The 23,429-nt window shown below is 61.9% G+C and carries 21 protein-coding genes; 5 read left to right on the top strand and 16 right to left on the bottom strand.

What is annotated here, in order from left to right:
* Positions 1–4: 4 nt before the first annotated feature.
* The 10 genes from HDE75_RS07380 to HDE75_RS07335 form a co-directional block, all read right to left on the bottom strand.
* Complete coding sequence (locus tag HDE75_RS07380) at positions 5–2,461, bottom strand: TonB-dependent siderophore receptor (protein WP_183675526.1); 2,457 nt, start codon at positions 2,459–2,461, stop codon at positions 5–7.
* A 79-nt stretch (positions 2,462–2,540) separates the two neighbouring features.
* Positions 2,541–3,479 (bottom strand): FecR domain-containing protein, encoded by a 939-nt coding sequence (locus HDE75_RS07375; protein WP_183675527.1) that lies wholly within the window; start codon positions 3,477–3,479, stop codon positions 2,541–2,543.
* On the bottom strand, positions 3,476–4,003 hold the full coding sequence (locus HDE75_RS07370) for a sigma-70 family RNA polymerase sigma factor (protein ID WP_183675528.1): 528 nt from the start codon (positions 4,001–4,003) through the stop codon (positions 3,476–3,478). The genes HDE75_RS07375 and HDE75_RS07370 overlap by 4 nt, the downstream gene beginning before the upstream one ends.
* 9 nt (positions 4,004–4,012) lie before the next feature.
* A complete protein-coding gene (locus tag HDE75_RS07365) occupies positions 4,013–4,369 on the bottom strand; it encodes a DUF3325 domain-containing protein (protein WP_183675529.1) in 357 nt (118 codons plus the stop codon).
* Positions 4,366–5,991 carry a PepSY-associated TM helix domain-containing protein gene (locus HDE75_RS07360; RefSeq protein WP_183675530.1) on the bottom strand — a complete coding sequence of 542 codons (1,626 nt, stop codon included), beginning with the start codon at positions 5,989–5,991 and terminating at the stop codon, positions 4,366–4,368. The genes HDE75_RS07365 and HDE75_RS07360 overlap by 4 nt, the downstream gene beginning before the upstream one ends.
* Complete coding sequence (locus HDE75_RS07355; protein ID WP_183675531.1) at positions 5,988–6,326, bottom strand: DUF3649 domain-containing protein; 339 nt, start codon at positions 6,324–6,326, stop codon at positions 5,988–5,990. The genes HDE75_RS07360 and HDE75_RS07355 overlap by 4 nt, the downstream gene beginning before the upstream one ends.
* Before the next feature lie 2 nt (positions 6,327–6,328).
* Positions 6,329–7,075, bottom strand: coding sequence for a DUF4198 domain-containing protein (locus HDE75_RS07350; protein WP_183675532.1), 747 nt, complete (start codon positions 7,073–7,075; stop codon positions 6,329–6,331).
* 303 nt (positions 7,076–7,378) lie between these two features.
* The gene (locus HDE75_RS07345; protein WP_183675533.1) at positions 7,379–9,802 is read right to left on the bottom strand and encodes a TonB-dependent siderophore receptor; all 2,424 of its coding nucleotides are present in this window, start codon (positions 9,800–9,802) and stop codon (positions 7,379–7,381) included.
* 106 nt (positions 9,803–9,908) lie between these two features.
* Complete coding sequence (locus tag HDE75_RS07340; protein ID WP_183675534.1) at positions 9,909–11,009, bottom strand: FecR family protein; 1,101 nt, start codon at positions 11,007–11,009, stop codon at positions 9,909–9,911.
* A gap of 8 nt (positions 11,010–11,017) precedes the next feature.
* A complete protein-coding gene (locus HDE75_RS07335) occupies positions 11,018–11,554 on the bottom strand; it encodes a sigma-70 family RNA polymerase sigma factor (protein WP_221291764.1) in 537 nt (178 codons plus the stop codon).
* 153 nt (positions 11,555–11,707) lie between these two features.
* Between HDE75_RS07335 and HDE75_RS07330 the strand changes: the two genes are divergently transcribed.
* Positions 11,708–13,339 (top strand): alpha-D-glucose phosphate-specific phosphoglucomutase, encoded by a 1,632-nt coding sequence (locus tag HDE75_RS07330; RefSeq protein WP_183675535.1) that lies wholly within the window; start codon positions 11,708–11,710, stop codon positions 13,337–13,339.
* Here the strand turns inward: HDE75_RS07330 and HDE75_RS07325 are convergent.
* Positions 13,336–14,220 (bottom strand): LysR family transcriptional regulator, encoded by an 885-nt coding sequence (locus tag HDE75_RS07325; RefSeq protein WP_260173793.1) that lies wholly within the window; start codon positions 14,218–14,220, stop codon positions 13,336–13,338. The two genes, HDE75_RS07330 and HDE75_RS07325, sit on opposite strands and share 4 nt — an antisense overlap.
* 109 nt (positions 14,221–14,329) lie before the next feature.
* Here HDE75_RS07325 and HDE75_RS07320 point away from each other — a divergent pair, with 109 nt between their 5' ends.
* Positions 14,330–15,340, top strand: a complete 1,011-nt coding sequence (locus tag HDE75_RS07320; protein WP_183675536.1) for a zinc-dependent alcohol dehydrogenase family protein — start codon at positions 14,330–14,332, stop codon at positions 15,338–15,340.
* Here HDE75_RS07320 and HDE75_RS07315 read toward each other — a convergent pair.
* Together HDE75_RS07315 and HDE75_RS07310 are read right to left on the bottom strand one after the other, a co-directional pair.
* The gene (locus tag HDE75_RS07315) at positions 15,337–16,896 is read right to left on the bottom strand and encodes a POT-type proton-dependent oligopeptide transporter (RefSeq protein WP_260173791.1); all 1,560 of its coding nucleotides are present in this window, start codon (positions 16,894–16,896) and stop codon (positions 15,337–15,339) included. The two genes, HDE75_RS07320 and HDE75_RS07315, sit on opposite strands and share 4 nt — an antisense overlap.
* Before the next feature lie 80 nt (positions 16,897–16,976).
* Positions 16,977–17,540 carry a GNAT family N-acetyltransferase gene (locus tag HDE75_RS07310; protein WP_183675537.1) on the bottom strand — a complete coding sequence of 188 codons (564 nt, stop codon included), beginning with the start codon at positions 17,538–17,540 and terminating at the stop codon, positions 16,977–16,979.
* A gap of 98 nt (positions 17,541–17,638) precedes the next feature.
* On the opposite strand from HDE75_RS07310, the gene HDE75_RS07305 reads away from it, so the two are divergent.
* Positions 17,639–18,160: a PadR family transcriptional regulator gene (locus tag HDE75_RS07305; RefSeq protein ID WP_260173789.1), complete on the top strand. Its 522-nt coding sequence runs from the start codon at positions 17,639–17,641 to the stop codon at positions 18,158–18,160.
* The gene (locus HDE75_RS07300; protein WP_183675538.1) at positions 18,157–19,389 is read left to right on the top strand and encodes an MFS transporter; all 1,233 of its coding nucleotides are present in this window, start codon (positions 18,157–18,159) and stop codon (positions 19,387–19,389) included. The genes HDE75_RS07305 and HDE75_RS07300 overlap by 4 nt, the downstream gene beginning before the upstream one ends.
* On the opposite strand, the gene HDE75_RS07295 is transcribed toward HDE75_RS07300, so the two are convergent.
* The 3 genes from HDE75_RS07295 to groES all read right to left on the bottom strand — a co-directional run bounded on the left by HDE75_RS07295 (position 19,390) and on the right by groES (position 22,054).
* The gene (locus tag HDE75_RS07295) at positions 19,390–19,860 is read right to left on the bottom strand and encodes a hypothetical protein (protein WP_221291763.1); all 471 of its coding nucleotides are present in this window, start codon (positions 19,858–19,860) and stop codon (positions 19,390–19,392) included.
* A gap of 200 nt (positions 19,861–20,060) precedes the next feature.
* Positions 20,061–21,710, bottom strand: a complete 1,650-nt coding sequence (groL, locus tag HDE75_RS07290; RefSeq protein ID WP_183675539.1) for a chaperonin GroEL — start codon at positions 21,708–21,710, stop codon at positions 20,061–20,063.
* Positions 21,711–21,763: 53 nt separating this feature from the next.
* Positions 21,764–22,054, bottom strand: coding sequence for a co-chaperone GroES (groES, locus tag HDE75_RS07285; protein ID WP_010400979.1), 291 nt, complete (start codon positions 22,052–22,054; stop codon positions 21,764–21,766).
* 515 nt (positions 22,055–22,569) lie between these two features.
* Here groES and HDE75_RS07280 point away from each other — a divergent pair.
* A complete protein-coding gene (locus HDE75_RS07280; RefSeq protein ID WP_183675540.1) occupies positions 22,570–23,331 on the top strand; it encodes a hypothetical protein in 762 nt (253 codons plus the stop codon).
* The last annotated feature ends 98 nt before the right edge of the window (positions 23,332–23,429 follow it).

The raw sequence follows: 23,429 nt of genomic DNA, 5'->3' as shown, positions 1-23,429 counted from the left end.
CTGCTTAAAATTTGTAGCGCAGCGACAGCATGGCGTTGCGCGGATCGCCGTAATAGCCACCCATGCCGGTTGAATAATAGCGTTTGTCGAAGACGTTATTGAGGTTCAAGGTGGCTACCAGTTGTGGGCTAAGCTGGTATTGCGCCATCAAGCCCGCCACCGCGTAAGCCTGTTGCGTGAAGCGTTCGCCGTTCGGGCCCCGGTCATCCATGTAGATATCGCTCTGCCAGTTCAAGCCGGCGCCCAGGGTCAGTCCTGGCACACTTTGCGACAGGCGCCAGGTGGTCCACAGTTTGGCCATGTTTTGCGGCTGGCTGGTCTGGATACGCTGGCCTTCCGCATTGCGGATGCGGCTATACGCATAGCTGGCCGTCAGCTGCCAGCCGGGGCGCAGCTGTCCCGATACTTCCGCTTCGAAGCCGCGCGTAGTGGCGCCCTTCACCGTGTGGTAGGCGTAGGAGCCGCCGCCCGTGCCGATGATCCAGATATTGCCAGGATCGGCTTCGGCCAGATTGTCCTGCTGCAGCTGGAAGATGGCAGCGCTGGTATTGAGTTTGCCGTTGAAGAATTCGCCCTTGGCGCCTACTTCATAATTCTTGCCTTCCAGCGGCGGCAGGAAGCGGCTGTTCACATCGCGCTGGCTTTGCGGCGTGAAGATGCTGGTGTAGCTGGCATAGGCCGACCAGTGTTTGCCGAGGTCATAGACGATGCCCGCGTACGGCGTGATCTTGCCGTTTTCGCGCATGTCGTCGTACAGCGGCACATCGTTGAAATAGTCGCTGCGGATATCGCGCTTCCAGTACGACAGGCGCGCCCCCAAAATGACTGATAGCGCCTCTGTCGGGCGCAGGCGCAGGGTGGAATACAGGCCGCTTTCGACTTCCTTGTCGTACGACGTGCCCAGGCGCGTGCCGCTGTAGTCGGGCACCGGCATGGCGCCATTCCAGTGATGGATATCCGGTATCGTGTAGTCGTATCCATCCAGGCGCCAGCCAGGGTAAATCGGGCCATTCGTCTCGAGTTCCGAGGTGCTCACGCCAACTACCAGTTCATGCTTGCGGCCGAAGGCCTCGAACGGGCCGCTCACGTAGGCGTCCAGCGAAGTCTGCTGCGGCTTGCTGTGCCAGTTGGCCAGCCACAGTTTCAGGCCGCCCCCGCTGATCCGTTCCGCATAGCCGTTGCCGGCAAAACCCTGCAGCGCATCGTACTGGTTGCTGCTGCGGCTGATGGCCAGCTTGGCGATCCAGTCATTATCGAAATAATGGTCGAGGGTGGCGAACAGCATGCTTTGTTCGCGGTCGTAGGTGCTCCACGCGGCCGTGCCGTTCATCGACCGTGGGAAATGGGTTTGCGAGCCGTCGCTATAGAAGACGGGGAATTCGCGGCCTGCGCCTTTCAGCTTTTCCTGCTGGTAGTGGACACCCGCGCTGACCACGGTCGATGGCGTCAGGTCCGCTTCGACGATCGCGTACAGCACATCCTTCTTTTGTTTGTAGCGTTCGACGAAGGAGCGCTGGTCTTCGTGCGCAGCGACCACGCGTGCGCGTACCGAACCGTCGCTATTGAGCGGTGTCGAGAGGTCGCCATCGATGCGGTAGCGGTCCCATGATCCCAGCTGCGCGCCAGCCGTGGCGGCGAACGTGCGGCCAGGGCGCTTGCGCACCAGGTTGATCGCCGCCGACGGGCTGCCCGTGCCGCTGATCAGGCCAGTGGCGCCGCGGATAATCTCTACCCTATCGTAAATCGCCATGTCATAGGTGCGCGCTTCCAGATTCTTGCTGGTCGGAATGCCGTCGAACATATACGACGTCACTTCGAAGCCGCGCGAAAACACCTGGTCGTATTCGCGCGTGCTGGAGGAATGGTCGACTGTCACGCCGGGCGCTTGCAGCAGCACGTCTTGCAGGGTGGCCAGGCCCTGGTCTTCGATTTGCTGGCGCGTGATGATGCTGACTGCTTGCGGCGTTTCGCGCAGTGACAGGTTCAGGCGCGTGGCGCTGGTCAGGCCGGCGTAGCTGCGTTTGCCTTCCGTGGTGCCGTCGCGCAGGGCGCTGGAACTGACGGCCACTTCGCCGAGCGTGGCGGCGATCGGCGCAGCGTTCGAGTTGGCGCCAGCCTTGCGCAGCACATAACTGCGTTCACCGCTGGGCACGGCTTCCAGTCCTGTGCCGGCCAATAGCTGGGCCAGCGCCTGCGGCACCGTGTAGCTGCCGTTCAAGCCAGGCGTGCGCAAGCCTTGCAGCAGTTCGGCGGCGGCGCCCACGCTGACCCTGGCGTCGATAGCGAAGCTGGCGATGGCGGCCGACAGTTCGCCGGCGGCAACCTTATAAGTCGCTTGTACGGTGGCGGACGTGGTGGCCGCTTCGGCAGCTGTTGCAGGAATATGTGCCAGCGAGAGTATCAGGAGGGTGCCGCCGATGGCGCGCGCGAGGGGTGTCAATCGAGGTTGCGGATGGTGCATGGTCTTGCCTTTCCAGTCGATGTCGTTGCGGATATGGACAGGACAGGCAGCAATTAAAAAAAGGGCCAGCTTTTTAGAATTATTTTTTTCTGGCCGTGATGGTAACCCAATACGGTGTGCGGTACAGCACCTCGACGGGCAGCATGCGCGTGAGGCTATCCAGCACGGCGCCGGTGTCGTCGAGCTGAAAGGCGCCCGACAGGCGCAGGCTGGCTGCCTGCGCTTCCACGCGCAGCAAGCCGGGGCGGTAGCGCGCCAGTTCTGCCGCGAAGTCGTCCAGGCGCATATTGTTCGCCGCCAGCATGCCGCGCGACCAGGCATCTGCCTGCGCCGGCGCAGGCGTGGGCAAGCCGGCATGCTCATCGTTAAAACAGCTTTGCTGGCCCGCTTGCACCCGGCGTAGGGTGGCCGATGGAGCGAGCGCGGTGATTTCCACCGCGTGTTCCAGCACCGTCACGAGGCTGGCTTTTTCACCCTGGCGCACGATAAAGCGCGTGCCCAGCGCGCGGATGCGGCCATGGTGCGTGGCGACAAAAAAGGGACGCGGGTCGGCATGCGTCTCGACCAGCAATTCGCCGCGGCGCAAGGTCAGCAGCCTTTCGTTTTGCGTGTAGGCGATGTCCAAGGCGCTGTCCGTGTTGAGCATCACGCGCCCGCCATCGGGCAGGCGGATGGCGCGCCGTTCACCCACGCTGCTGCGGTAGTCGGCCAGCACGTCATTACGGACCAATAACCAGGCGCCGGGCGCCAGCATCAACGCTAGCAGTGTTTGCATGGCCACGCGGCGCTGCGGCCGGCGCAGCACCGGTGCCGCCAGTGCCGAAGGCAGCATGCCGGTAGTTTTGCCCACTTGCAGGATCTTCTCCCAGGCGCGCGCATGTTCGCCATCCAGGCTGCGCCAGTGCGCCGACGCGGCCAGGTCGTCCGGCGTGGCCTGGCCCGATTGTTCCAGCAAATACCACTCGACGGCTTCACGCGCGACTTTGCGCGAGAGTGGCGCTGCGGCCTGGCTACTCATGCCAGCAGCACGCATTCGGTCAATGCCTCGGCCATATAGCGCTTGACGGAACGTTCGCCTATGCCTAGCCTGGCGGCGATTTCCGCATAAGGGTAGCCCTCGATCTGCGCCATGATGAAGACGGTCCGCACCTTGGGTTTGAGGCCATCGAGCATGGCGTCGACCGCTTGCAGCGCCTGCAAAATTTCAGCCTGCTGCTCTGCCGACGGCGCGTGCTGTTCTGGCACCTCGGCCAGCGCCGCCAGCCACGCTTGCTCCAGCGAGCGGCGCCGCAAATGGTTGATCAAGAGGTGCTTGGCGACGGTGGCCAGGTAAGCCTTGGGCGAGCGCAGGGCAGGTGTTTGCGGCTGGGCGAGGTTGCCCGCCAGCAGGCGGGCAAAGGTGTCTTGCGCCAGGTCGGCGGCATCAAAGGCATTGCCCAGCCTCCGCAGCAGCCAGTGTGCCAGCCAGCCGCGATGCGCGCTGTAAAGGCTGTCGAGCTGCATCGGCGGCAAAGGGGTGGGCGCGAACGGGCTGGCTGGCATGGTGGACTTTTACAGCACGGCCAGCAGCACGGCGGCCAGCAAGGCTGCAGCACCGATAAAACGCGCCAGCCGCATCGCCTGCTGCGGCGCATAGGGCAGCAGCCAGATCAAGAGCAAGCCGCAGCCGGTCAGGCTGCCCACCCACGACACCAGGCCATAGCCGAAACCGGCCAGGTGCATGGCCCAGGCCAGGCCGATGGTCAAGGCCAGCGAGCCGCCCCACTGCAGGCGGCGGCGCAATTGTGGCGGTGGTTCCGCGCCGCGTCCGTGCAGGTCGGCGTAATGGCGGTCCATCGCCAGGCATAGACAGGACAGGCCCGCGTAGCACAGTGCGAAGATCAGGAAGTTCTCTAACGTAGCGATCATGCTGCCTCCATCGCTGGCGCTGCCGGCTTGGTTGCCGCCGCTGTTTTGACAGCCTTGGTCGGCAAGGGTTTCAGTTTCCAGGCCGCATAGACCAGGCCCAGGCCCAGTACCAGCACCACCAGGTCGAAGGCGGCTACGGAGACAGGGCCTTGGCCCATGAACAGGGTCACGCCCAGGTGTGATTCGGTCGTGAAGATGTTCAGCACGGGCAGGGCGCAGAACAAAAAGGCACCGGCTGCCAGCTGGATGCGCCACATGGCCCGCGATGGGCGCAGCTGGGCCACGATGGCGACCAGGGCCCAGGCGCCGAAGAAGCAGGCGATTTCCTCCTGCGGACGGTTTTCCATGCCCACCGTCAGCAAGCGGTTGGCCCAGAAATAGGCGCCAAAGGCGATCGGGATGCCGGCGATGGCGCCGATATTGAGCGCTTCCACCAGGCGCAGGCCGAAGCTGGGACGCTTGCCGGCGGCGAGCGCCTTGGCTTGTTTCTGGCGTGTCTTGACGGCCCAAAGCAAGGCGCCGGTGGCGACCATGGCGCAGCCGGCCAGGCCGGACAGGAAGAACAGCGCGCGCAGCAGCGGTCCGCCGAAGTGGGCGATGTGCAAGCCATACATCACGCCATGCGTGGCCGAGGCGCCGGGCAGTTCATCGCCATTGGTCGACAGCAGCCTGCCGCTGACGCCATCGAAGTCCATCGACGGCTGCTTCGACGACATGTCGCGGCCAGCTGCGCGCGACAAGGTGATGACGGCGTTGGCGTCGCCCGGATGATTGACGGAGATGCGTTCGACCTTGCCGCCCCAGTGCTGTTCGGCCTGGCGCACCAGCGGCGCGAACGGTGTCAAAGGCGCAGCCACGCCGCTGACCTTGCGGTCGTTGGAGCCGCCCGGGAAGGCTTCGGCAAAGAAGGTGTCCTGATCGCCCTTGTAGGCAGCCGTGGCGCCCGATGGCATGTACAGGAACATCAATGTGACCAGCCCCGTGTAGGTGATCATCAAATGATAGGGCAGGGCCAGCACGGCCGTCACATTGTGCGCGTCCAGCCATGAACGCTGGCCTTTTTTGGGCCGGAAGGTAAACAAATCCTTGAAGATGCGCTTGTGGGTGACGATGCCGCTGATGATGGAAACGAGCATGAACATGGCGCAGAAACCCACGATCCAGCGACCCCAGATGGCCGACATATAGTGCAGGTCGAAATGCAGGCGGTACAGAAATTCGCCACCGCGTGTTTCGCGCGGCTTGGACAATACGTCACCAGTGGCCGGGTCGGCCATTTCACTGTGGAAGTTGCCGCGCCGTCCGCGCTTTTTTTCACCGGGTTTTGACGGCTTGCTCCAGCCCAGCTGCGTGGCGGGCGTGCGCTCGCCGGGCAGGCTGATGAACCAGCGCGGTGCGCCTTGCGCCCGTTCCTGCATGGCTTGCTGCGCCGCCGTGGCCGCAGCTTCCGTCGTGACCTTGCTGGCGGCCGCGCCGTGCAGTTCGGGCTGCATCCAGATGGTGATTTCATTGCGGTAGTAGCTGGCCGTGCCAGCGCAAAACACCAGCAGCAAGATCCAGCACACCAGCAGGCCGGACCAGGTATGCAGCCATGCCATCGACTGGCGAAAACCTTCTTTCATGCGAGACTCCAGGCTAAGGCGCCCATCAACTGCAGGATGGCGGCGATGACGGCGCCCGGTATCACCAGGCCCAGCCAGGCGCGCAGCGCGCTGCCGGTGGCGAAGACCCAGAGTACGGCGCAGGTGTAGATGGCAAACGACAGCAGGGTAGCCGTCATGACGGCTTCGGCACGCGCCATGGGCAGGCAAACCGACAGCAGCATGGTGACCAGCGCCGCCAGCGCATAGCCGCCGACGATGGCCGCGATGCTGCGCGAGGCCACGCCGAGGCGGTAGATCGCGGCGGCGGATAGCCGCAGACGCGGCATTCTTTCAGTGATGGCGGGCGCTTGCATGATCAGCCGTGGTCCTTGCTGGGTGGGGCGGCTGGCGGCGCCGGCAACGGTGCGACGCCCTGCGGCTGCACCAGGCTCAGGGTGGTGACGAACATGGCCTTGGCATAGTCCTCGCCGTTGCGCTGGCCAGCCGTGTTGTCCGTGTGGTGCACTTCCAGCACATACGTGCCCTTCCATGGCATGGAGAAGCTGACCAGGCCCTGTTCATCGCTGTAGGCTTCCTTGGCCCAGCCCGATTGCACCACGGCGTTGACCTTGGCCTTGGGCAGCGGCTTGCCTTGATAACTGACCTGGAACTGGCCCGGTGTACCGGTCGGTACCAGGTCCAGGGTCAGCGCCGGCGTTTGTGCCTGGTGACCGGCGACCAGGCGCGCCGCCGGGATCCACACGGCGCGCGTGACCTTGTCATCCTTTTTCTCTTCCCACGATGGATAGTTGTTTTCTTCGACGATGATGCTCTCGCCAGCAGCCACTTTGCCGCTCAGGGTAAAGGCGTTCGCCTGCTTGCTCGCTTGCAGGGGCTGCGTGCCTTTCGATGTAATCAGGCTGGCGTTTTGCAGCTTGAACTTGTCGAGCAAGCCGGGCGAGGCTTCGCGCAGGTTGTCGCCGAATTCGCCGAAATAGACATTGGCTACCTTGCCATGCTGTTCCAGCCATATCTGGTGGGCGCTGGCCGTTCCGGAAACGATGGCGCCAGTCAGCAGGGCTGTGGCGAGGGCGCCGAGGCGGGCGATGGAAGTCAGTTGCATGGTGGGTCCTGTCTTGTCATGATGATCAAAGAAGGGCCGTCGCTCCGGGGGAATGACAGCCTGGCGTCTTGCGGCATAGCGTTTGTAGCGTGGGAAGCTTGCTGGGCGCGTAGGCCTGGCTGGCGCACTGTGTTTTCACTGCTGGCGCACCAGCGATGCCCGCAGGCGCAGAGGCTGTGCGCAAGCTCGTCAGGCACTCATTGCGAATGAGAACGATTCTTATTATATTTTAATGATGTGAAAAGGGCAAGCGCCGCCCCATGACGGTGCATGGGGCGGTCATGAGGCGATGGCAGGCTGGTCTTACTGACTGAGCGTAGGCGTGTAGCGCAGGCTCAGGATGATGTTGCGCGGTTCGCCGAAGTAGTTACCACGGCGCAGTTCGCCGGTAGCGGCCCAATAGGTTTTATCGGTCAGGTTGGCGATGCTGAGGTTAGCCGACCAGTTCCTGTTGAACACGTAGGAGGCGCGCGCATCCCACACGGTGCGCCCGCCATTGCGAAAGCCGATGTCGGTATTGTCGTCCGCCTGGTACAGATAGCCGCTTTGCGCCGAGACGCCGCCACCGATGGTCCAGTGGTTCCAGGCGCCGGGCAGGCGGTAGCTGGTCGACACGCGCAGCATGTGCTTGGGCGTGACGGACGGCGGCGTTTCATCGCCTTCCGCGCGCGTGATGTTGTAGGTGTAGCCCGACGACAGCTGCCAGCCCGGTAGAAGCTCGCCGCTGACGTCCGCATCGATGCCGGTGCTGCGGATCGGACGGCCATTCACATAGCAGCTGCCCGAGATATCCCACTTCATGCAACTGTCATCGGACGCCTGGTCATACACGGCCATGTCGCGCTTGTTGATGCGGAAGGCGGCCAGCGCCACGTTCAGGCGGCCGTCATACAGCTCGCCCTTCAGACCCGCTTCATAGGTGTCGCCCACCACCGGCTTCAATGGTTGTCCACCCAGGGTGAAGTACAGGCTTTGCGGCTGGAAGATGCTGGCGTAGCTGCCGTACACGGACCAGCGCTGGTCGAGGTCATAGACTGCGCCCGCATACGGCGTGAATTCGGCGCTTTCCTTGTAGAGGCTGACCGGGTCGGTATCGAGCTTGCCGGTGGTGTTCTTGTCGAACCAGCTCAAACGTCCACCCAGCAGCAGATGCAGGTTCGGATTCAATTCCCAGCGGGTGCTGGCGTAGGCGCCGTAATGCTGTTCATTGATATGCGGCAGCGAGGTCCAGTCCGGGTGCGCCGGACGTGGAATCATTGCGTTGTTCGGGTTGAAGACGTCAAACGGCAAGCCGGGCGAAGTCGATGCCGCGTGGTCGTTGGTGATGGCGCGCGAGGCGTTCAGGCCAAACAATAATTCATGCTTGCCGCCCCAGGCCTGGAAGCTGCCGCCCACGTTGGCGTCCAGGCCGGTGGTGACGATGTCCTGCTTGCGGTAATTGACCGTATAAAGCCGGGCGCCTTGCTGCGTGGCGGGGTCGATGCTGCCGCGCACGATGGCTGCCTGCTGGTCAAAGTCGCCCAGCGTGCGATTGAGGGCGAGCTTGGCTTTCCAGTCGCCGGCGAAGCGGTGTTCCAGGTCGGCGAACAGTTCGGCGATATTGGCGTCGTGGCGGTTCCAGTCCTGCGCCAGCGAGGTGGAACGGCGTACCGGCAAGGTTGTCCCGTCGCTGTAGCGGGGCAGGCCGAACAGCCAGTAGCCGTCCGTCACCGTATGCTGGTGGCGCGCGCCGGCACGCACGGTGGTCGCGGCATCGAGGTCGGCTTCGATGATGCCGTAAAACAGCGGCATGCGGCTGTGGGCGGCGTCAAAAAAATAACCGCGGTCTTCATACGCCACCAAAGCGCGGCCGCGCACCGTGCCGGCATCGTTCAAGGGCGTGCCCGCATCGACTTCCACGCGGCGCTGGTTCCAGCTGCCGGCCGTGACGGTGACGTCCGCATGGGTTTCGGCGCGCGGGCGCTTGCGCACCAGGTTGGCCACGCCGCCCGGCGTGCCGGCGCCGACGATCAGGCCGGCCGAGCCGCGCAGGATTTCCACGCGGTCGTAGACGGCCATGTCGGGGATCAGCCAGCCGGTGGCGTTGTCGGCCACGCCCGGCATGCCGTCGATCAGGTAGGACAGCGCATTGCCGCGCGAGAGGAATTCATGCGAGCCGAAGCTGCGGTTCATGCGCGTCAGACCCGTGCTTTGTTCCAGCACCTGGTCCAGGGTGAACAAATTCTTGTCATCCATTTGCTGGCGCGTGACGACGGACACCGATTGCGGCGTTTCGCGCAGCGAGCGCTCGGCGCCGGCCAGGGTCACGGCGCGTGTCGCGTAATTGCCCGTGCCATCGCTGGTGGCCGTGCGCTCGCCATTGGCCATCACGGTGATTTCCGACAGGGTCGCTGTCTCATGTGACACCTTGGGCGTCGCCTTGATGGTGACGGTGCCGCCCTCGACCACGGCTTGCAGGCCGCTGCCAGCCAGCAGGCGTTCGAGGCCATCATGCAGGCTCAGGCTGCCATTGACGGCGGGGGCGGTTTTACCGGCCACCAGTTCGGGCGAAAACAGCAGTTGCACGCCAGCCTGGCGCGCCAGTTCATTCAGGGCCGATCCCAGCGGCTGGGTGGCGATGCTCAGTTTGACGGAAGGTAAGGACTGCGCCTGCGCCAGGCTGATCGTGCCCAGCGCCAGCATGGCGGCCATGGCGATCGGTGCAGGTTTGAAACGGGCTTGCCACATGATGCATTCTCCAGGTTAATTCATTTTTAAAAAGCGTTGATTAACCGGGTAGACGCACAAGGCGGCCTTATCCTCACCTGAGAATGAGATTTATTTTCAAAAAAATTTATCGTTGCGCAGGCAGCGGTGCAGCTAGCTGAGCCGAAGGGCGCTGGTCTTGCAGTTTGGGCGCCAGACGGATTTCGCTGAGCCCCTTGCTACGCACTATTTGTACGGGCAGCAGCTGGGGCAGGGCGGCGGCAAAGCCATTGAGTTGCGTCAGGCTGAAACTGCCGCCTATGCGCAGGCGAGCGACGGCCGGGTCGCGTACCACCAGGCCCGTGTCGCCATAGCGTTCGAATTCGGCCAGCAGCTGGCCCAGTGGCAGGTTGTCGACCGTGACGCGGCCGTTACGCCACGGCGCCACGCTATCGGGCGGCAAGTGCGAGATAGCCGACAGTTTTCCCGCCGCATCGGCTTGCAGACCCTGGCCAGCCAGCAGGTCGACCTGATCCTGACCTTGGCCTGCCACCCTGACATGGCCCTGCTGCACGGCCACGCTCAGCTTGCCATCGTAGGCCAGGGTATTGCGGACGGAAAATTGCGTGCCCACCACCGTGACCTTCAGCGGGCCGCTGAATATATCGAAAGGCTGGCCCTGTTTCGCTTGTACCTGGAACATGGCTTCGCCCTGCAGCAACTGCACTTCGCGCCGGCGTGGGTACAAGCTGACGTTCAGGCGCGTGGATGTGTCGAGCATCAAGCTGCTGCCATCGGGCAGGCTGACGGCCAGGCGCTGGCCACGCTGGGTGGCATACGATTGCGTAAAGCTCGCTTGCTGCTGCGACCATTCATAGCTGCCCACACCCACGCTGAGCGCCAGCATGGCCGCCGCCGCGTAGGGCCAGGCGCGCAGCCAGTGGCGGCGCGGCTGCACTGCCGGGGCTGCGGGGGCGACTGTCCAGCGGGCGGCGATCTCGGGCGGAATCTGGCGTACCTGGCTGTAGGTGTCTTGCATGGCCGCGTAGGCGCGGCCATGGGCGGCGTCTTGCGCCAGCCAGGTTTCGAAGTCTGCCTGCCCGCCGGCGTCGAGCTGACGGCGGCGGCTGAACCAGGTGGCGGCCGCCATGGTCACGGGGTCTTGTGTTGCATCGGCACCGTGGGTGCGCAAGTCCGCCTCATCCTGTGCTGACGGGCCGAAATCGTGTTCTGATGGTGGTTGCTGCATGGGCCGCATTATGCCGACTCCCGCAGCGAATGCAATTGCTTCTGGCAGCTGAGCATGCCGCGCGCGATATGTTTTTCCACCATGCTCACGGAAATGCCCATGCGCGCGGCGATCTGCGCATGCGGCAATTCCTCGAAGATGTGCAGTACGAAAGCGTCGCGGCAGCGCGGTGGCAGCGCGTCGATGGCGTCCACGCAGGCGCGCCAGTCCTGGCTGCCTTCCAATGCTTGTTCCGGCTGCAGATGCTGCGGCGCGGACGGATGGGCGGCCTCTGGCAAGGCGTCGAGCGCATCGTGCTGGCGCAGCGCGGCCCGGCGGTGTTTGTCGATCATCAGGTTGCGCGCCGTGTGGTACAACAGGGCGCGCGGTTCGCGCACGGCTTGCTCGCCCAGTTCTGAATTGTCTTGCACGCCCAGCACGCGCAGATAGCTCTCCTGCACCAGGTCGGCGGCGGCCTCGCGGTTGCGCAAGCTGCGCCAGCAGAAGTTCAGCAATTCTTGGTAATAGTGGGCAAGCACGGCGTCCGGATGTTGGTGTTGAGGCAAGCTGGCGTGCCACACATGAGAATGATTCTCATTATAGGCTATATGTGGTGATTTTTGTACTCTTGCTAAGCGGCCTGGCGCACCGTGGCACGCGTACAACGCTTTGCGTGCCGCCTGCCATGCGCTACCATATGAAGTTAATAAGGAGGCAACATGGCAATCCAACTCATTCAGACAGTTCCTATCGCTGGCCAGCAGCCAGGCACCTCGGGACTGCGCAAAAAGGTCAGCGTGTTCCGCGCACCGCACTACCTGGAAAATTTCGTGCAAAGCGTGTTCGATACGGTGGGCGATTGCGCGGGTAAAACCTTGGTGCTGGGCGGCGATGGGCGCTTTTACAACCGTCCCGCGATCCAGACGGTGCTACGCATGGCGGCCGCGCATGGGTATGCGCGCGTGATGCTGGGGCAGGGCGGCATTTTGTCGACGCCGGCCGTCAGCTGCGTGATCCGCAAGCATGGCGCCAGCGGCGGCATCATCCTCTCGGCCAGCCATAATCCGGGCGGTCCCGAGGGCGATTTCGGCATCAAGTACAACATCGCCAATGGTGGCCCGGCGCCTGAAAAAGTCACTGAAGCCGTGTATGCGCGCACGCAGCAGCTGCGCGAGTACCGCATCGCCGATACACCCGACATCGACCTCGATACCCTGGGCACGGTACACATCGAACAGATGGTGGTCGAGGTGATCGACCCGGTGGCCGATTACGCGGAACTGATGCAGCGCCTGTTCGACTTCGACGCCATCGGCAAGCTGTTTGCGGGCGGCTTGCGCATCTGCTTTGACGGCATGCATGCGGTGTCCGGCCCCTACGCCACGCGCATCCTGGAAGGCTTGCTGGGCGCAACCAAGGGCAGCGTCATCAACGGCTTGCCTTTGGAAGACTTTGGCGGCGGCCATCCCGATCCTAACCCTGTCAATGCGCATGAACTGATCGCGCGCATGGCGGCGTCCGACGCGCCCGATTTTGGCGCCGCCTCCGATGGTGATGGCGACCGCAATATGATACTCGGCCGCCGTTTCGACGTGACGCCATCGGACAGCCTGGCGATCCTGGCCGCCAACGCCCACGTGGCGCCCGGCTACCGCGCAGGCTTGAAGGGTGTCGCCCGCTCCATGCCGACTTCAGGTGCGGCCGACCGGGTGGCAGCGGCCCTGGGCATCCCCAGTTTTGAGACACCGACCGGCTGGAAATTCTTTGGCAACCTGCTCGACGCGGACATGGCCACCCTGTGTGGCGAAGAAAGCTATGGCACGGGTTCCAACCATGTGCGCGAAAAAGATGGTGTGTGGGCCGTGCTGTTCTGGCTCAACCTGGTGGCGGCCAAGGGCCAGCCGGTGGAAGAAATCGTGCGCGCGCATTGGGCCACCTACGGCCGTAATTATTATTCACGCCATGACTACGAAGATATCGACAGCGCGGTCGCCGCGCAGCTGATGGATTTTTTACGGGGCCAATTGCCTGCACTGCCTGGACAGACCCTTGGCGCCTACACGGTGTCGCTGGCCGATGACTTCAACTACACGGATCCTGTCGATGGCTCGGTGGCGACGAAACAGGGTGTGCGCATCATCATGACGGACGGTTCGCGCATCGTGCTGCGCCTGTCCGGCACGGGCACGCAAGGCGCGACCTTGCGCCTGTACCTGGAGCGCTACGAAGCCGATCCCGCGCAGCACAGCATCCCCACGCAAGAGGCGCTGGCCGGCCTGATCGCGGTGGCGGAGCAAGTGGCGCAGATCCGCGAGCGCACGGGACTGGCTGCGCCGACGGTGACGACTTAAGTCGTCGTCAGGTAATCGATCAGTGCCCGCACCTTCAAGGCCAGGTGCCGGCCCGGCGTGTAGACGGCGTGCACGGCGCCGGCATAGGGAGTGTCAAAGGTCCATGCCGGCAGCAGCTGTTTCACCCGCCCGCAAGCCAGCGCCGCTTGCGCCGCAAAGTCGGGCACCAGGCCGATACCGCCATCGGCTTCCACCAGCGCCATGATGGCGCCGCTATTGTTGATGGTGATGCGGGCGGGAATATCGACGCTGGCGCTGCGCTCGCTACTGCGCATAAACCAGTGCCCGTCGAATTGGCCATATCCCAGGTAGCAGCAGCGGTGCCGCAGCAAGTCTTCCGGCGCGTCCGGCGCGCCATGCGCAGCCAGGTAGGTTTGGGATGCCACCAGCACATACTGCATCTGGCACAAAGGCCGTGCGGCCAGCCCTGGCGCCAGTTCGCGTGCGATGCGGATGGCCAGGTCGATACCGTCTTCCACCAGGTCGATGGTGCGGTCGGTCAAGGTCAGGCGCACATCGACATCAGGGTGCAAGTCCAGAAAACCCGGTAGCCGGGGCGCCAGCCAGACCTGGCCAAACACGATGGGCGCGCTGACCCTCAGCACGCCGTTTGGCCGCGCGCGGTAGCTGCCGGCCAGCACATGGACTTCACGCGCCGTGGTGAGCATGCGCACACAGGCTGCATGCACTTGCTCGCCCAGTTCCGTCAGCGACAGCGAACGCGTGGTCCGCTGCAGCAGCCGTCCGCCCAGGTGGGCTTCCAGGCGCGCCACATGGCGGCTGACGGCCGAAGTCGCCACGCCCAGATGGCGCGCCGCCGCTGAAAAGCCGCCGCTGTCGACTACCTGGGCGAAGACCGCCATTTCATTGAGCATTTCCATTGGACCTCCATCTTTGCTGATGATGCAATAAACCTTTGCATTTTAAGCTGATTGTTAATCCACGGGTGCAGGTCGATACTGGCTTCCTGAAAATTCTTTTGGAGCCGCTATGACTTACACGATTTATCGCACCGATGGCCAGGGCCAGCTGGTGCGCCACCAGCAAGCGCCGCTGCCGCTCGGTGAGCACGATGTGCTGGTGACCGTGCGGGCGATCGCCCTCAATTTCAGGGATGTCTATTTTGTCAAAGGCAACCGCTTCCGCCCGCCCGTCGAAGGGCGTATTCCCTTCAGCGATGCGGCTGGCGTAGTGGCAGCGGTGGGCGCAGGCGTGACCCGTTTCAAGGTGGGCGACAGGGTCAATACCACCGTGCTGCCGAACTGGATCGATGGCCCCTTGACGGAAGAAGGCTTGTGCGGCTCGCTGGGTAGCCGTGGGCGCGATGGCGTGCTGGCTGAAAAAATCGTGCTGCATGAAGAGGAGCTGGTCGCCAGCCCCGATTTTTTATCGCATGCGCAAGCGGCAACCTTGCCGGTGGCGGCGTTGACCGCCTGGCATGCGGTGGCTGAATTGAAGGTACTGGGGCCTGGCGATACGGTGGTGGTGCAAACCACGGGCGGCGTGGCCGTGTTTGCGATCCAGTTCGCCAAGGCGCTGGGCGCGCGCGTGATCGTAGTTTCGCGCAGCGAAGACAAGCTGCAACGGGCGCTGGCGGCAGGCGCCGACGACGCCATCAATTCTTCCGTGACGCCGGAATGGGATCAGCAGGTGCAGGCGCTAACGGACGGCAAGGGCGCGCGGCTGGTGCTGGACATGGGCTTGACCGATTCGCTGCGCCGCGCCACGCGCGCCGTTGCGTTCGAGGGTACGGTGGCGATTATCGGCGTGGTGCAGGAAGAAACCAATCCCTTCGATATCTTCACGGTGATGAACAAGAATATCAATGTGCGCGGCGTGGAAACCGGTTCGCGCAGCATGTTCGAGCGGATGAATGCGTTTATTGAACAGCACCGCATCGTGCCGGTGATCGACAGTGTATTCGGCGTCGGGCAGGTAGATGTGGGGCTGGCACGGCTGGGCGCCAGCCCCTTTGGCAAGATCGTTCTACGCTTCGATTAAACAGTCTTGCGGTAGTTGTCGACCATCTTGTAGCGTTTCGCATACAGGCCGAAGGCCAGCATGGCGACAGCGGCGAAGGCGGCGAAGAAGAACATCTGGAAGGCGGTGACGCTGATGCCGCTTTCCGAGATCTTGCCGATCACGCCTTCGTTCATCACGCTCTTGTTGACGATCAGTACCCACAGGTTGCCCACCGTGGTCGACAGGTTCCAGAAGCTCATGATGGCGCCTTTCATCGAGACGGGCGCCTGGCTGTATGCAAACTCCAGTCCCGTGGCCGAGACCAGCACTTCGCCAAACGTCAGCAGCGCGTATGGCAGGATTTGCCACATGATGGAGACGGCGTTGCCGCTATCGAGCGCCAGCTGCAGCAGGCCGATGACGATCCAGGCCAGCGAGGAAAAGCCGATACCGGCCGTCATGCGGCGCAGGGCGGTCGCTTCCAGGCCGAAGCGGTTCAGCATCGGGTACAGCACCAGGTTGTTGAACGGGATCAGCAGCATCACCAGCATCGGGTTCAGCGCTTGCATCTGCGCCGGCAGGAACCAGCTCGGTTTTTCCATGGTGTTGGCCTGCACGATCCAGGTCGACGCCTTCTGGTCGAACAGCGAGAAGAACGGCGTGACCAGGGCGAAGATGACCAGGATGCGCAACACTGCCCGCACGCCTTCGACCGCTTCGTCGGGGTGGATGCCGCGTGCGCGTTCCAGCTGCATGGCCGTGCCGATGCTGCCGAAGGCCAGCAGCAGTACCAGCGCGGTACAGGCCGAGATCACGAAGCCCCAGTCGGGAATCATGTAGAACGAGAACAGGGCGCCGGCCACGCCGAGGTAAGCCACGTACAGGCCAGCGCGCGAACCGCCATCGACTTGCGCCAGCAGGGCGGTGCGGGCCACGCGGGTAAACGAATCAGGGTTCGGCGGTGCAGGCGGCACGTGCACGTATTTTTTGGCGCCCATCCAGAAAACGATGGTGGCCGCCAGCATCATGATGCCGGGGATGCCGAAGGCGATCGATGGACCGTAGTCGCGCAGGAACATCGGCATCAGCAGCGAGGCGAAGAAGGAGCCGAAGTTGATGATCCAGTAAAACAGGTCGAATACCAGCTTGGCCTTGTGCTTGTTGGTCTGGTCAAACTGGTCGCCCACGAAGGACGCCACCAGCGGCTTGATGCCGCCCGAACCAAAGGCGATCAGGAACAGGCCGAAATAGAAGCCGTTGACATTGTCTTCAAAGATGGCCAGGCAGGCATGGCCTGCGCAATACACGAGGCTAAGCCAGAAGATGGTGTTGTACTTGCCAAAGAAGCGGTCGGCCAGCCAGCCGCCCAGCAGCGGGAAGAAATATACGCCGATCACGAAAGTGTGGAAGACGTGCTTGGCTTCGCCCGTGCGCTGATCGATGGGGATCATCAGCAGCAAGGTGCTGATCAGGAACGGTGTGAGGATGTTGCGCATGCCATAAAAGCTGAAGCGCTCGCAGCCTTCGTTGGCGATGATGTACGGTATCTGGCGGGGCATTTGCCCACTGGCATTTTTTATCTCGGCCGTTGACATGGTCTCTTCCTAAGTATTTTTATAAGCCGCGATGCTAAGGCCTGAAGAGCTTGATGGCAACAGGAAAAATGGTCTATCCGCTATTTTTCCACTTTTCGTAAGCCATTGATTTTCATAAAGACATCGCTTTTTGACATGGTTTCCGCGATGGCAGGCCGGGGCAGCAGCAATTGCATTTGCAGCATGCCCAGCGGTGGCGCACCCTCGGCCAGGGTAAAGCCGCAGCGCAGATACAGCGACAGGGCAGCATGGTTGTCTTGCGCCACGGCTAGTCGTAGCCATGCCAGCTCGGGAATGGCGCAGGCATGCCCGATGATGGTTTGCAGCAGTAACCGGCCCGCTCCCTTGCCGCGCGCGTCTGGCGCCACATACACGCCCCAGATACTGGCTTTGTCATGCACCACGGCAATCGGTTCGCGGCGCAAGCCGGCCATGGCGACCAGCCTATCGTTTTCGAAAACACCAAAGATTATTTGGTAGCGGTTCACCAGCAGGCGCTGGCTGATCTGCGCCAGCGGCAAGCTGCCTTCCAGCGCATAGGTGGTGCAGAACGTGGCGGGCAATTCGCTGATGCCGGCCAGGCGCAGCGCGCGGTAGGCGGGTGTATCGTCGGCAGTGAGGGGGCGCACATGGAAGGCAAGCATGTTGCCAGTATCGAAGCTGCAGACGGAAAAGTAAACCTTGCACTGTTGCCTGCATCAAATTAAGATATATCTTATAACGATATATCTTAAGGAATCCTATGCTTCATTTCCTGCGCGGCGGCCATCGGCTGCAGGCCTTGCAACACAGCCATGGTCACGGCCATGGCGCGCCGGGGCGCGGCCCCAAAATGTTTGATGCAGGCACCTTGCGCTACCTGGTGCTGCAATTGATTGCCGACAAACCACGCCACGGCTACGACATCATCAAGGCCATCGCAGAGCGTGCCGGTGGCGGCTATGCGCCCAGTCCCGGCGCCATTTATCCCTTGATGCATGGGCTGGTGGGGCAGGGTTATGTCGCTGTCAGCCTCGATGGCAACAAGAAGCTGCACAGCATCACGCAGGAAGGCCTGGACTTTCTGGAAGCCAACCGTGCCTATGTGGATGCGATTGCCGCCAAGGTCGCTGCACCGGCCGAAGATGATTTGCGCCAACTGATGCACGAACTCAAGGCCGCCGTGATCGCGCGTGGGCGCTATGACGCTCTCAGTGCGGCCCGTCTCGACGCCATCTGCGCCATCTTGCGGCAGGCCAGGCAAGATATCGAGGAGCTGGGATGATGACATTGCCCCCCACCCGCGAACGCTGGCTGCTGTGGCTGCTGGCCCTGACGCAATTTACCGTCATCATGGATTTCATGGTGATGATGCCGCTGGCGCCCCAGCTGATGCACGCTTTCAACATCGGCCCGGCCACCGTGTCTGGCGCAGTGTCGGCCTATGCCTGGTGCGCGGGCTTGTCCGGCTTGCTGGCGGCTACCTATATCGACCGTTTTGACCGTAAAAAACTGTTGCTGGCCATGTTTTGCCTGTTCACCGTGTCGAACCTGGCCTGCGCGATTGCCCCCAATTTCCACGTGCTGATCTGGTCACGCGCCTTTGCGGGACTCACCGGCGGGGTGCTGGGCGCCATCATCATGGCCATTATCGGCGACGTGATTCCGGCCGAGCGGCGCGGTGCGGCCACCGGTGTCGTCATGACCTCGTTTGCGATGGCGGCGGTGGCAGGCGTGCCGATCGGCGTGGTGCTGGCCGCGCACTTTGGCTGGGCTTCGCCGTTCTATTTGCTGGTGCTGTTGTCGCTGCTGATCTGGCTGGCCGCTTCGCGCGTGCTGCCACCTTTGAATGCGCATCTGGCGGGGCCGAAAACACCTTTGACGCAAGTGCTGCCGAACTTGCTGGCGCTGTTCCGCGAACGCCGCCACCTCGATGCATTTGCCTTGTCCATCGTCAACATGACGGCGTCGATGCTGGTGATTCCGTTTATTTCGCCGGTGCTGGTGGGTAATCTCGGTATCGCCCCGGCCGATGTCACCTGGGTCTACCTGGCCGGTGGCTGCGCTACCTTATTCACGGCGCGGCTGATCGGGCGCTGGGCAGACAAGGCGGGCAAGCAGCAGGTGTACCGCTGGATCGCGCTGCTGTCGATCTTGCCCATGCTCTTGATCACGCACTTGCCGCAGTTGCCCTTGCTGGCGCTGCTGGTGGTGTTTCCGTTCTTCATGACCCTGGTCTCGGGCCGCACTATCCCCCTGCAGGCCTTGCTGACCACCATCCCGCAGCCGCAGAAGCGGGGCGCCTTCCTCAGCGTCAATTCTGCCCTGCAGCAGCTGGGCAGCGGCCTGGGCGCCTTGCTGGGCGGCTTGACCCTGTCGACCGATGCGGCAGGCCATATCAGCGGCTATGGCATCAATGGCTGGCTGGCGGCGGGCTTGTCGCTGCTGACGGTATGGTGGGTGTCGCGCGTGCGCAGCGCAGCTGTTGCCCCGGTAGCGGCTGTTGCTGGGTAGTTACTGGATAGCAACGCGGTCCATGGGAGCGCTTTCCTTGCGCCAGCGCTCCAGGCTCAGCACTTCATCGCTGGCCGTGTCGTCCACCAGGATATGCTTGCCGTCCGGCGTGACGAGGAAGCTTTCCCACAGGTGGGCAGCTTCCGGCGTGTTTTCAAAAAAGCTCAGCTGATAATAAGACTGGCCTTCGACTACGCGCTGCTCGGGGGCTGTCAGCATCACGGCGCCATGCGCGCGTCCTTCCGAGACCTTTTCAATATGCGCGGCCCAGGCCTTCAATTCCGGCAGCGCCATCAGTGCCGTGACGGCCTGCTCTTCCTGGCGCGCTGCCACTTTTTCTGCTGCTGCCGCTGCCGGGTGTTCCTGCGGCGCATGCTGGTACACATAGGTGGCGCCCAGCGCGGCAGCCAGCAGGCCGGCCAGGGTGCCGGCAATGATGGCGGTTTTGGAAGAAGAGGCGCGTGGCGGCATGGCGGTTTACATGAGGTGGATGATGGCGGCCATGCTAAAGCAAAAAGTGCAAGTGGGCAAAAAAAGACGAAAAAAAAGCCACCTTCCGAAGGAGGTGGCTGTGGGGCCGCCGGTGTCGCGCCAGCAGTTTTTGGCCCGCTAGCGCTGTGCCGGCGTATGCGGCCGAGTGCGCCGTCGCCTGCGCGCAAGGCCGCAGGACATTACATCATGCCGTCCATACCGCCCATGCCGCCCATACCACCCATGCCGCCGCCCATGCCGCCAGCTGCTTTGTCGTCAGCGATTTCGCAGACCATGCAGTCGGTCGTCAGCATCAGGGATGCGATCGAAGCAGCGTTTTGCAGCGCCGAACGGGTGACTTTAGCTGGGTCCAGAACGCCCATTTCAACCATGTCGCCATAGGTGCCGTTGGCTGCGTTGTAGCCGTAGTTGCCCGAGCCAGCCAGAACAGCTGCCACGACGACCGAAGCTTCTTCGCCAGCGTTTTGCACGATCATGCGCAGTGGCTCTTCCATTGCGCGCAGGACGATCTTGATACCAGCGTCTTGATCAGGGTTGTCGCCTTTGATCGCGATGTTGGCGCGTGCGCGCAGCAGGGCTACGCCGCCGCCTGGCACGATGCCTTCTTCCACGGCAGCGCGGGTAGCGTGCAGTGCATCTTCAACGCGGGCTTTTTTCTCTTTCATTTCGACTTCGGTGGCTGCGCCTACCTTGATCACGGCAACGCCGCCAGCCAGTTTGGCTACGCGCTCTTGCAGTTTTTCACGGTCGTAGTCCGAGGTCGCTTCTTCGATCTGTACGCGTACTTGTTTTACGCGTGCTTCGATAGCTGCAGCTTCGCCAGCGCCATCGATGACGATGGTGTTTTCTTTACCCACTTCGATGCGTTTCGCTTGGCCCAGTTCAGCCAGGGTCACTTTTTCCAGGGTCAGGCCGACTTCTTCAGCGATCACTTGGCCGCCGGTCAGGACAGCGATGTCTTCCAGCATGGCTTTGCGGCGGTCGCCGAAGCCAGGTGCTTTCACTGCGCAAGTTTTCAGGATGCCGCGGATGTTGTTCACAACCAGGGTAGCCAGCGCTTCGCCTTCGATGTCTTCTGCGATGATCAGCAGTGGACGGCCAGCCTTGGCGACTTGTTCCAGTACCGGCAGCAGGTCACGGATATTCGAGATTTTCTTGTCGCACAGCAGGACGAATGGGCTGTCCAGAACGGCAACTTGCTTCTCTTGGTTGTTGATGAAGTATGGCGACAGGTAGCCACGGTCGAATTGCATACCTTCAACGATGTCCAGTTCGTCGTTCAGCGATTTGCCGTCTTCCACGGTGATCACGCCTTCTTTGCCGACTTTTTCCATCGCTTCAGCGATACGCTCGCCGATCGAGTAGTCCGAGTTCGCCGAGATCGCGCCAACTTGGGCGATTTCTTTGGTGGTGGTGCAAGGACGGGCGATTTTCGCCAGTTCTTCCACGGTGGCAGCAACTGCTTTGTCGATGCCGCGTTTCAGGTCCATCGGGTTCATGCCGGCGGCAACGAACTTCATGCCTTCGCGCACGATGGCTTGTGCCAGCACGGTTGCGGTGGTGGTGCCGTCGCCAGCGTTGTCGCTGGTACGGGAAGCAACTTCCTTGACCATTTGCGCGCCCATGTTCATGAGCTTGTCTTTGAGTTCAACTTCTTTCGCAACCGACACACCGTCTTTGGTCACGGTAGGGGCGCCGAACGAGCGCTCCAGCACCACGTTACGGCCTTTAGGACCCAGGGTGACTTTCACTGCGTTGGCGAGGATGTTCACGCCTTCAACCATCTTGGCGCGCGCTGCGTCGCCGAAAACTACTTCTTTAGCTGCCATGTTAATTCTCCAGAAATTTCAGGATGTAGAAAATGTCTACAACGTGGAAACAATTACTTGACGACGATCGCCATGATGTCTTCTTCGCGCATGACCAGCAGCTCATCGCCGTCAACTTTGACGGTTTGGCCAGCGTACTTGCCGAACAGGACACGGTCGCCTACTTTGACATCCAGAGGACGGACTTTGCCGTCGTCGAGAATCTTGCCATTGCCTACGGCAAGGACTTCGCCTTGATCCGGTTTTTCAGCAGCTGCATCAGGGATGATGAGGCCGGACGCAGTTTTGGTTTCCTGGTCGAGGCGTTTGACGATAACGCGATCGTTCAATGGGCGCAGATTCATACAAAACTCCTTAAAGTTCAATGGATAAGTATTGCTAATTGGTAAAACCAGCCTGGCGCCAGGCCAGGCCTGCTTTCAGTTGACTGCCATTGAAACAACAGCTGCAACAGTTCAGTAAGCCCCAGGCCATGCTTGTGTTGTCCGGCGTCTTGCGGCCTTCGCGTCATGGCGTCGCCCACCAGTCGTTTTGCCTGCAGTTCGCCGGGCAAACACAATCATTGCTTGTGGATTACCAGGAAAGAGTTTGTTAGCACTCTCTACTAACGAGTGCTAACGCATGCTAATTATAGGGACGGTCATGAGCTTATTCAATAGAAAGATAAGCTTAGATGATCTGCGCAGCCTGCATATAAGCAGGGGTTTGCGCTGACGCAAGCTCTTTCCCGGGCATCAGCAGCAAACGCGACTGTAGCATGGGCGATGGTTGGGGTCTGTTCCGGTAGGCGTGTGCCTGCGTAGTTTGAATATTAAATTTGCTAAGATGATTAAAATTACATATCAAACATTAAACTATTATGAAAAAGAAACTTATTCCATTCCTTTTTTCTCCTGCGCTTTTGCGTTTGTTTGGCGGCGCTGTGATCGGCCTGGCCTGCATGGGCACGGCCAGTGCGCAAACGGCCACCATCCTCGACGAGCTGACGATCGCCACCCTGACGCCGCTGGAAAAGGACATGTTGCTCAATGATTTGTTCAATGACTTGAACAAGGACGATGACGACCAGCAAGCCCATGTCTGGGACAACGGCAGCGACAAGGCCCATCTGGTGACGGTGACGTACAACTTCAGCAACTCCGGCTTGACCGAACATAGCCTCAAGGCGCACGCTTGCCGCGACTTGAAATTCATCGTCAAGGCTGGCGGCAAGACACAAGACCTGAGCCGCCGTACTTGTACTCAGGATAGCGGACGCTGGGATGTGCAGGGCAAGGATGCGGCGCCCGTGGCCTATCCGCCGTTTTTGTCCGATATCACGGTGGCCAAGTTGAACGCCAAGGAGAAAGAGGCGCTGATCAACGCTGCAGAAACCGTTCTGCGAGACAATGAAGAAGGCGTGGCCAGCCACTGGAGCAACCAGGGTCTGGGCAATCCCGTGCCCCTGAAGGTCAGCCTGGCGCCATCGAACACGGGCGCCAAGCCCGGTAGTTATCACACCTGCCGCGACTTGACGATGATATTGGATGGCAAGGGCGGCACGCAAACCTTGCAGCGCCGTTCCTGCGAGAACCGTATGCACACGTATGACATCGTGCCGGGACATGAAAGCGGGCAATAAAAGCGGTAATACCTAAACCACAAGAAGTAAGCAGTGGCTTACCCGTGGTGGCTGCCAGGCTGCCGCCACGGACCTGAAAAACAGTTCTTTCACGACAA

This window comes from Janthinobacterium silvisoli (assembly GCF_014200725.1).
Classification (GTDB): domain Bacteria; phylum Pseudomonadota; class Gammaproteobacteria; order Burkholderiales; family Burkholderiaceae_D; genus Janthinobacterium.
The sequence above is the reverse complement of the archived record's forward strand: the minus strand, read 5'-3'. Positions and strand labels throughout refer to the sequence as shown.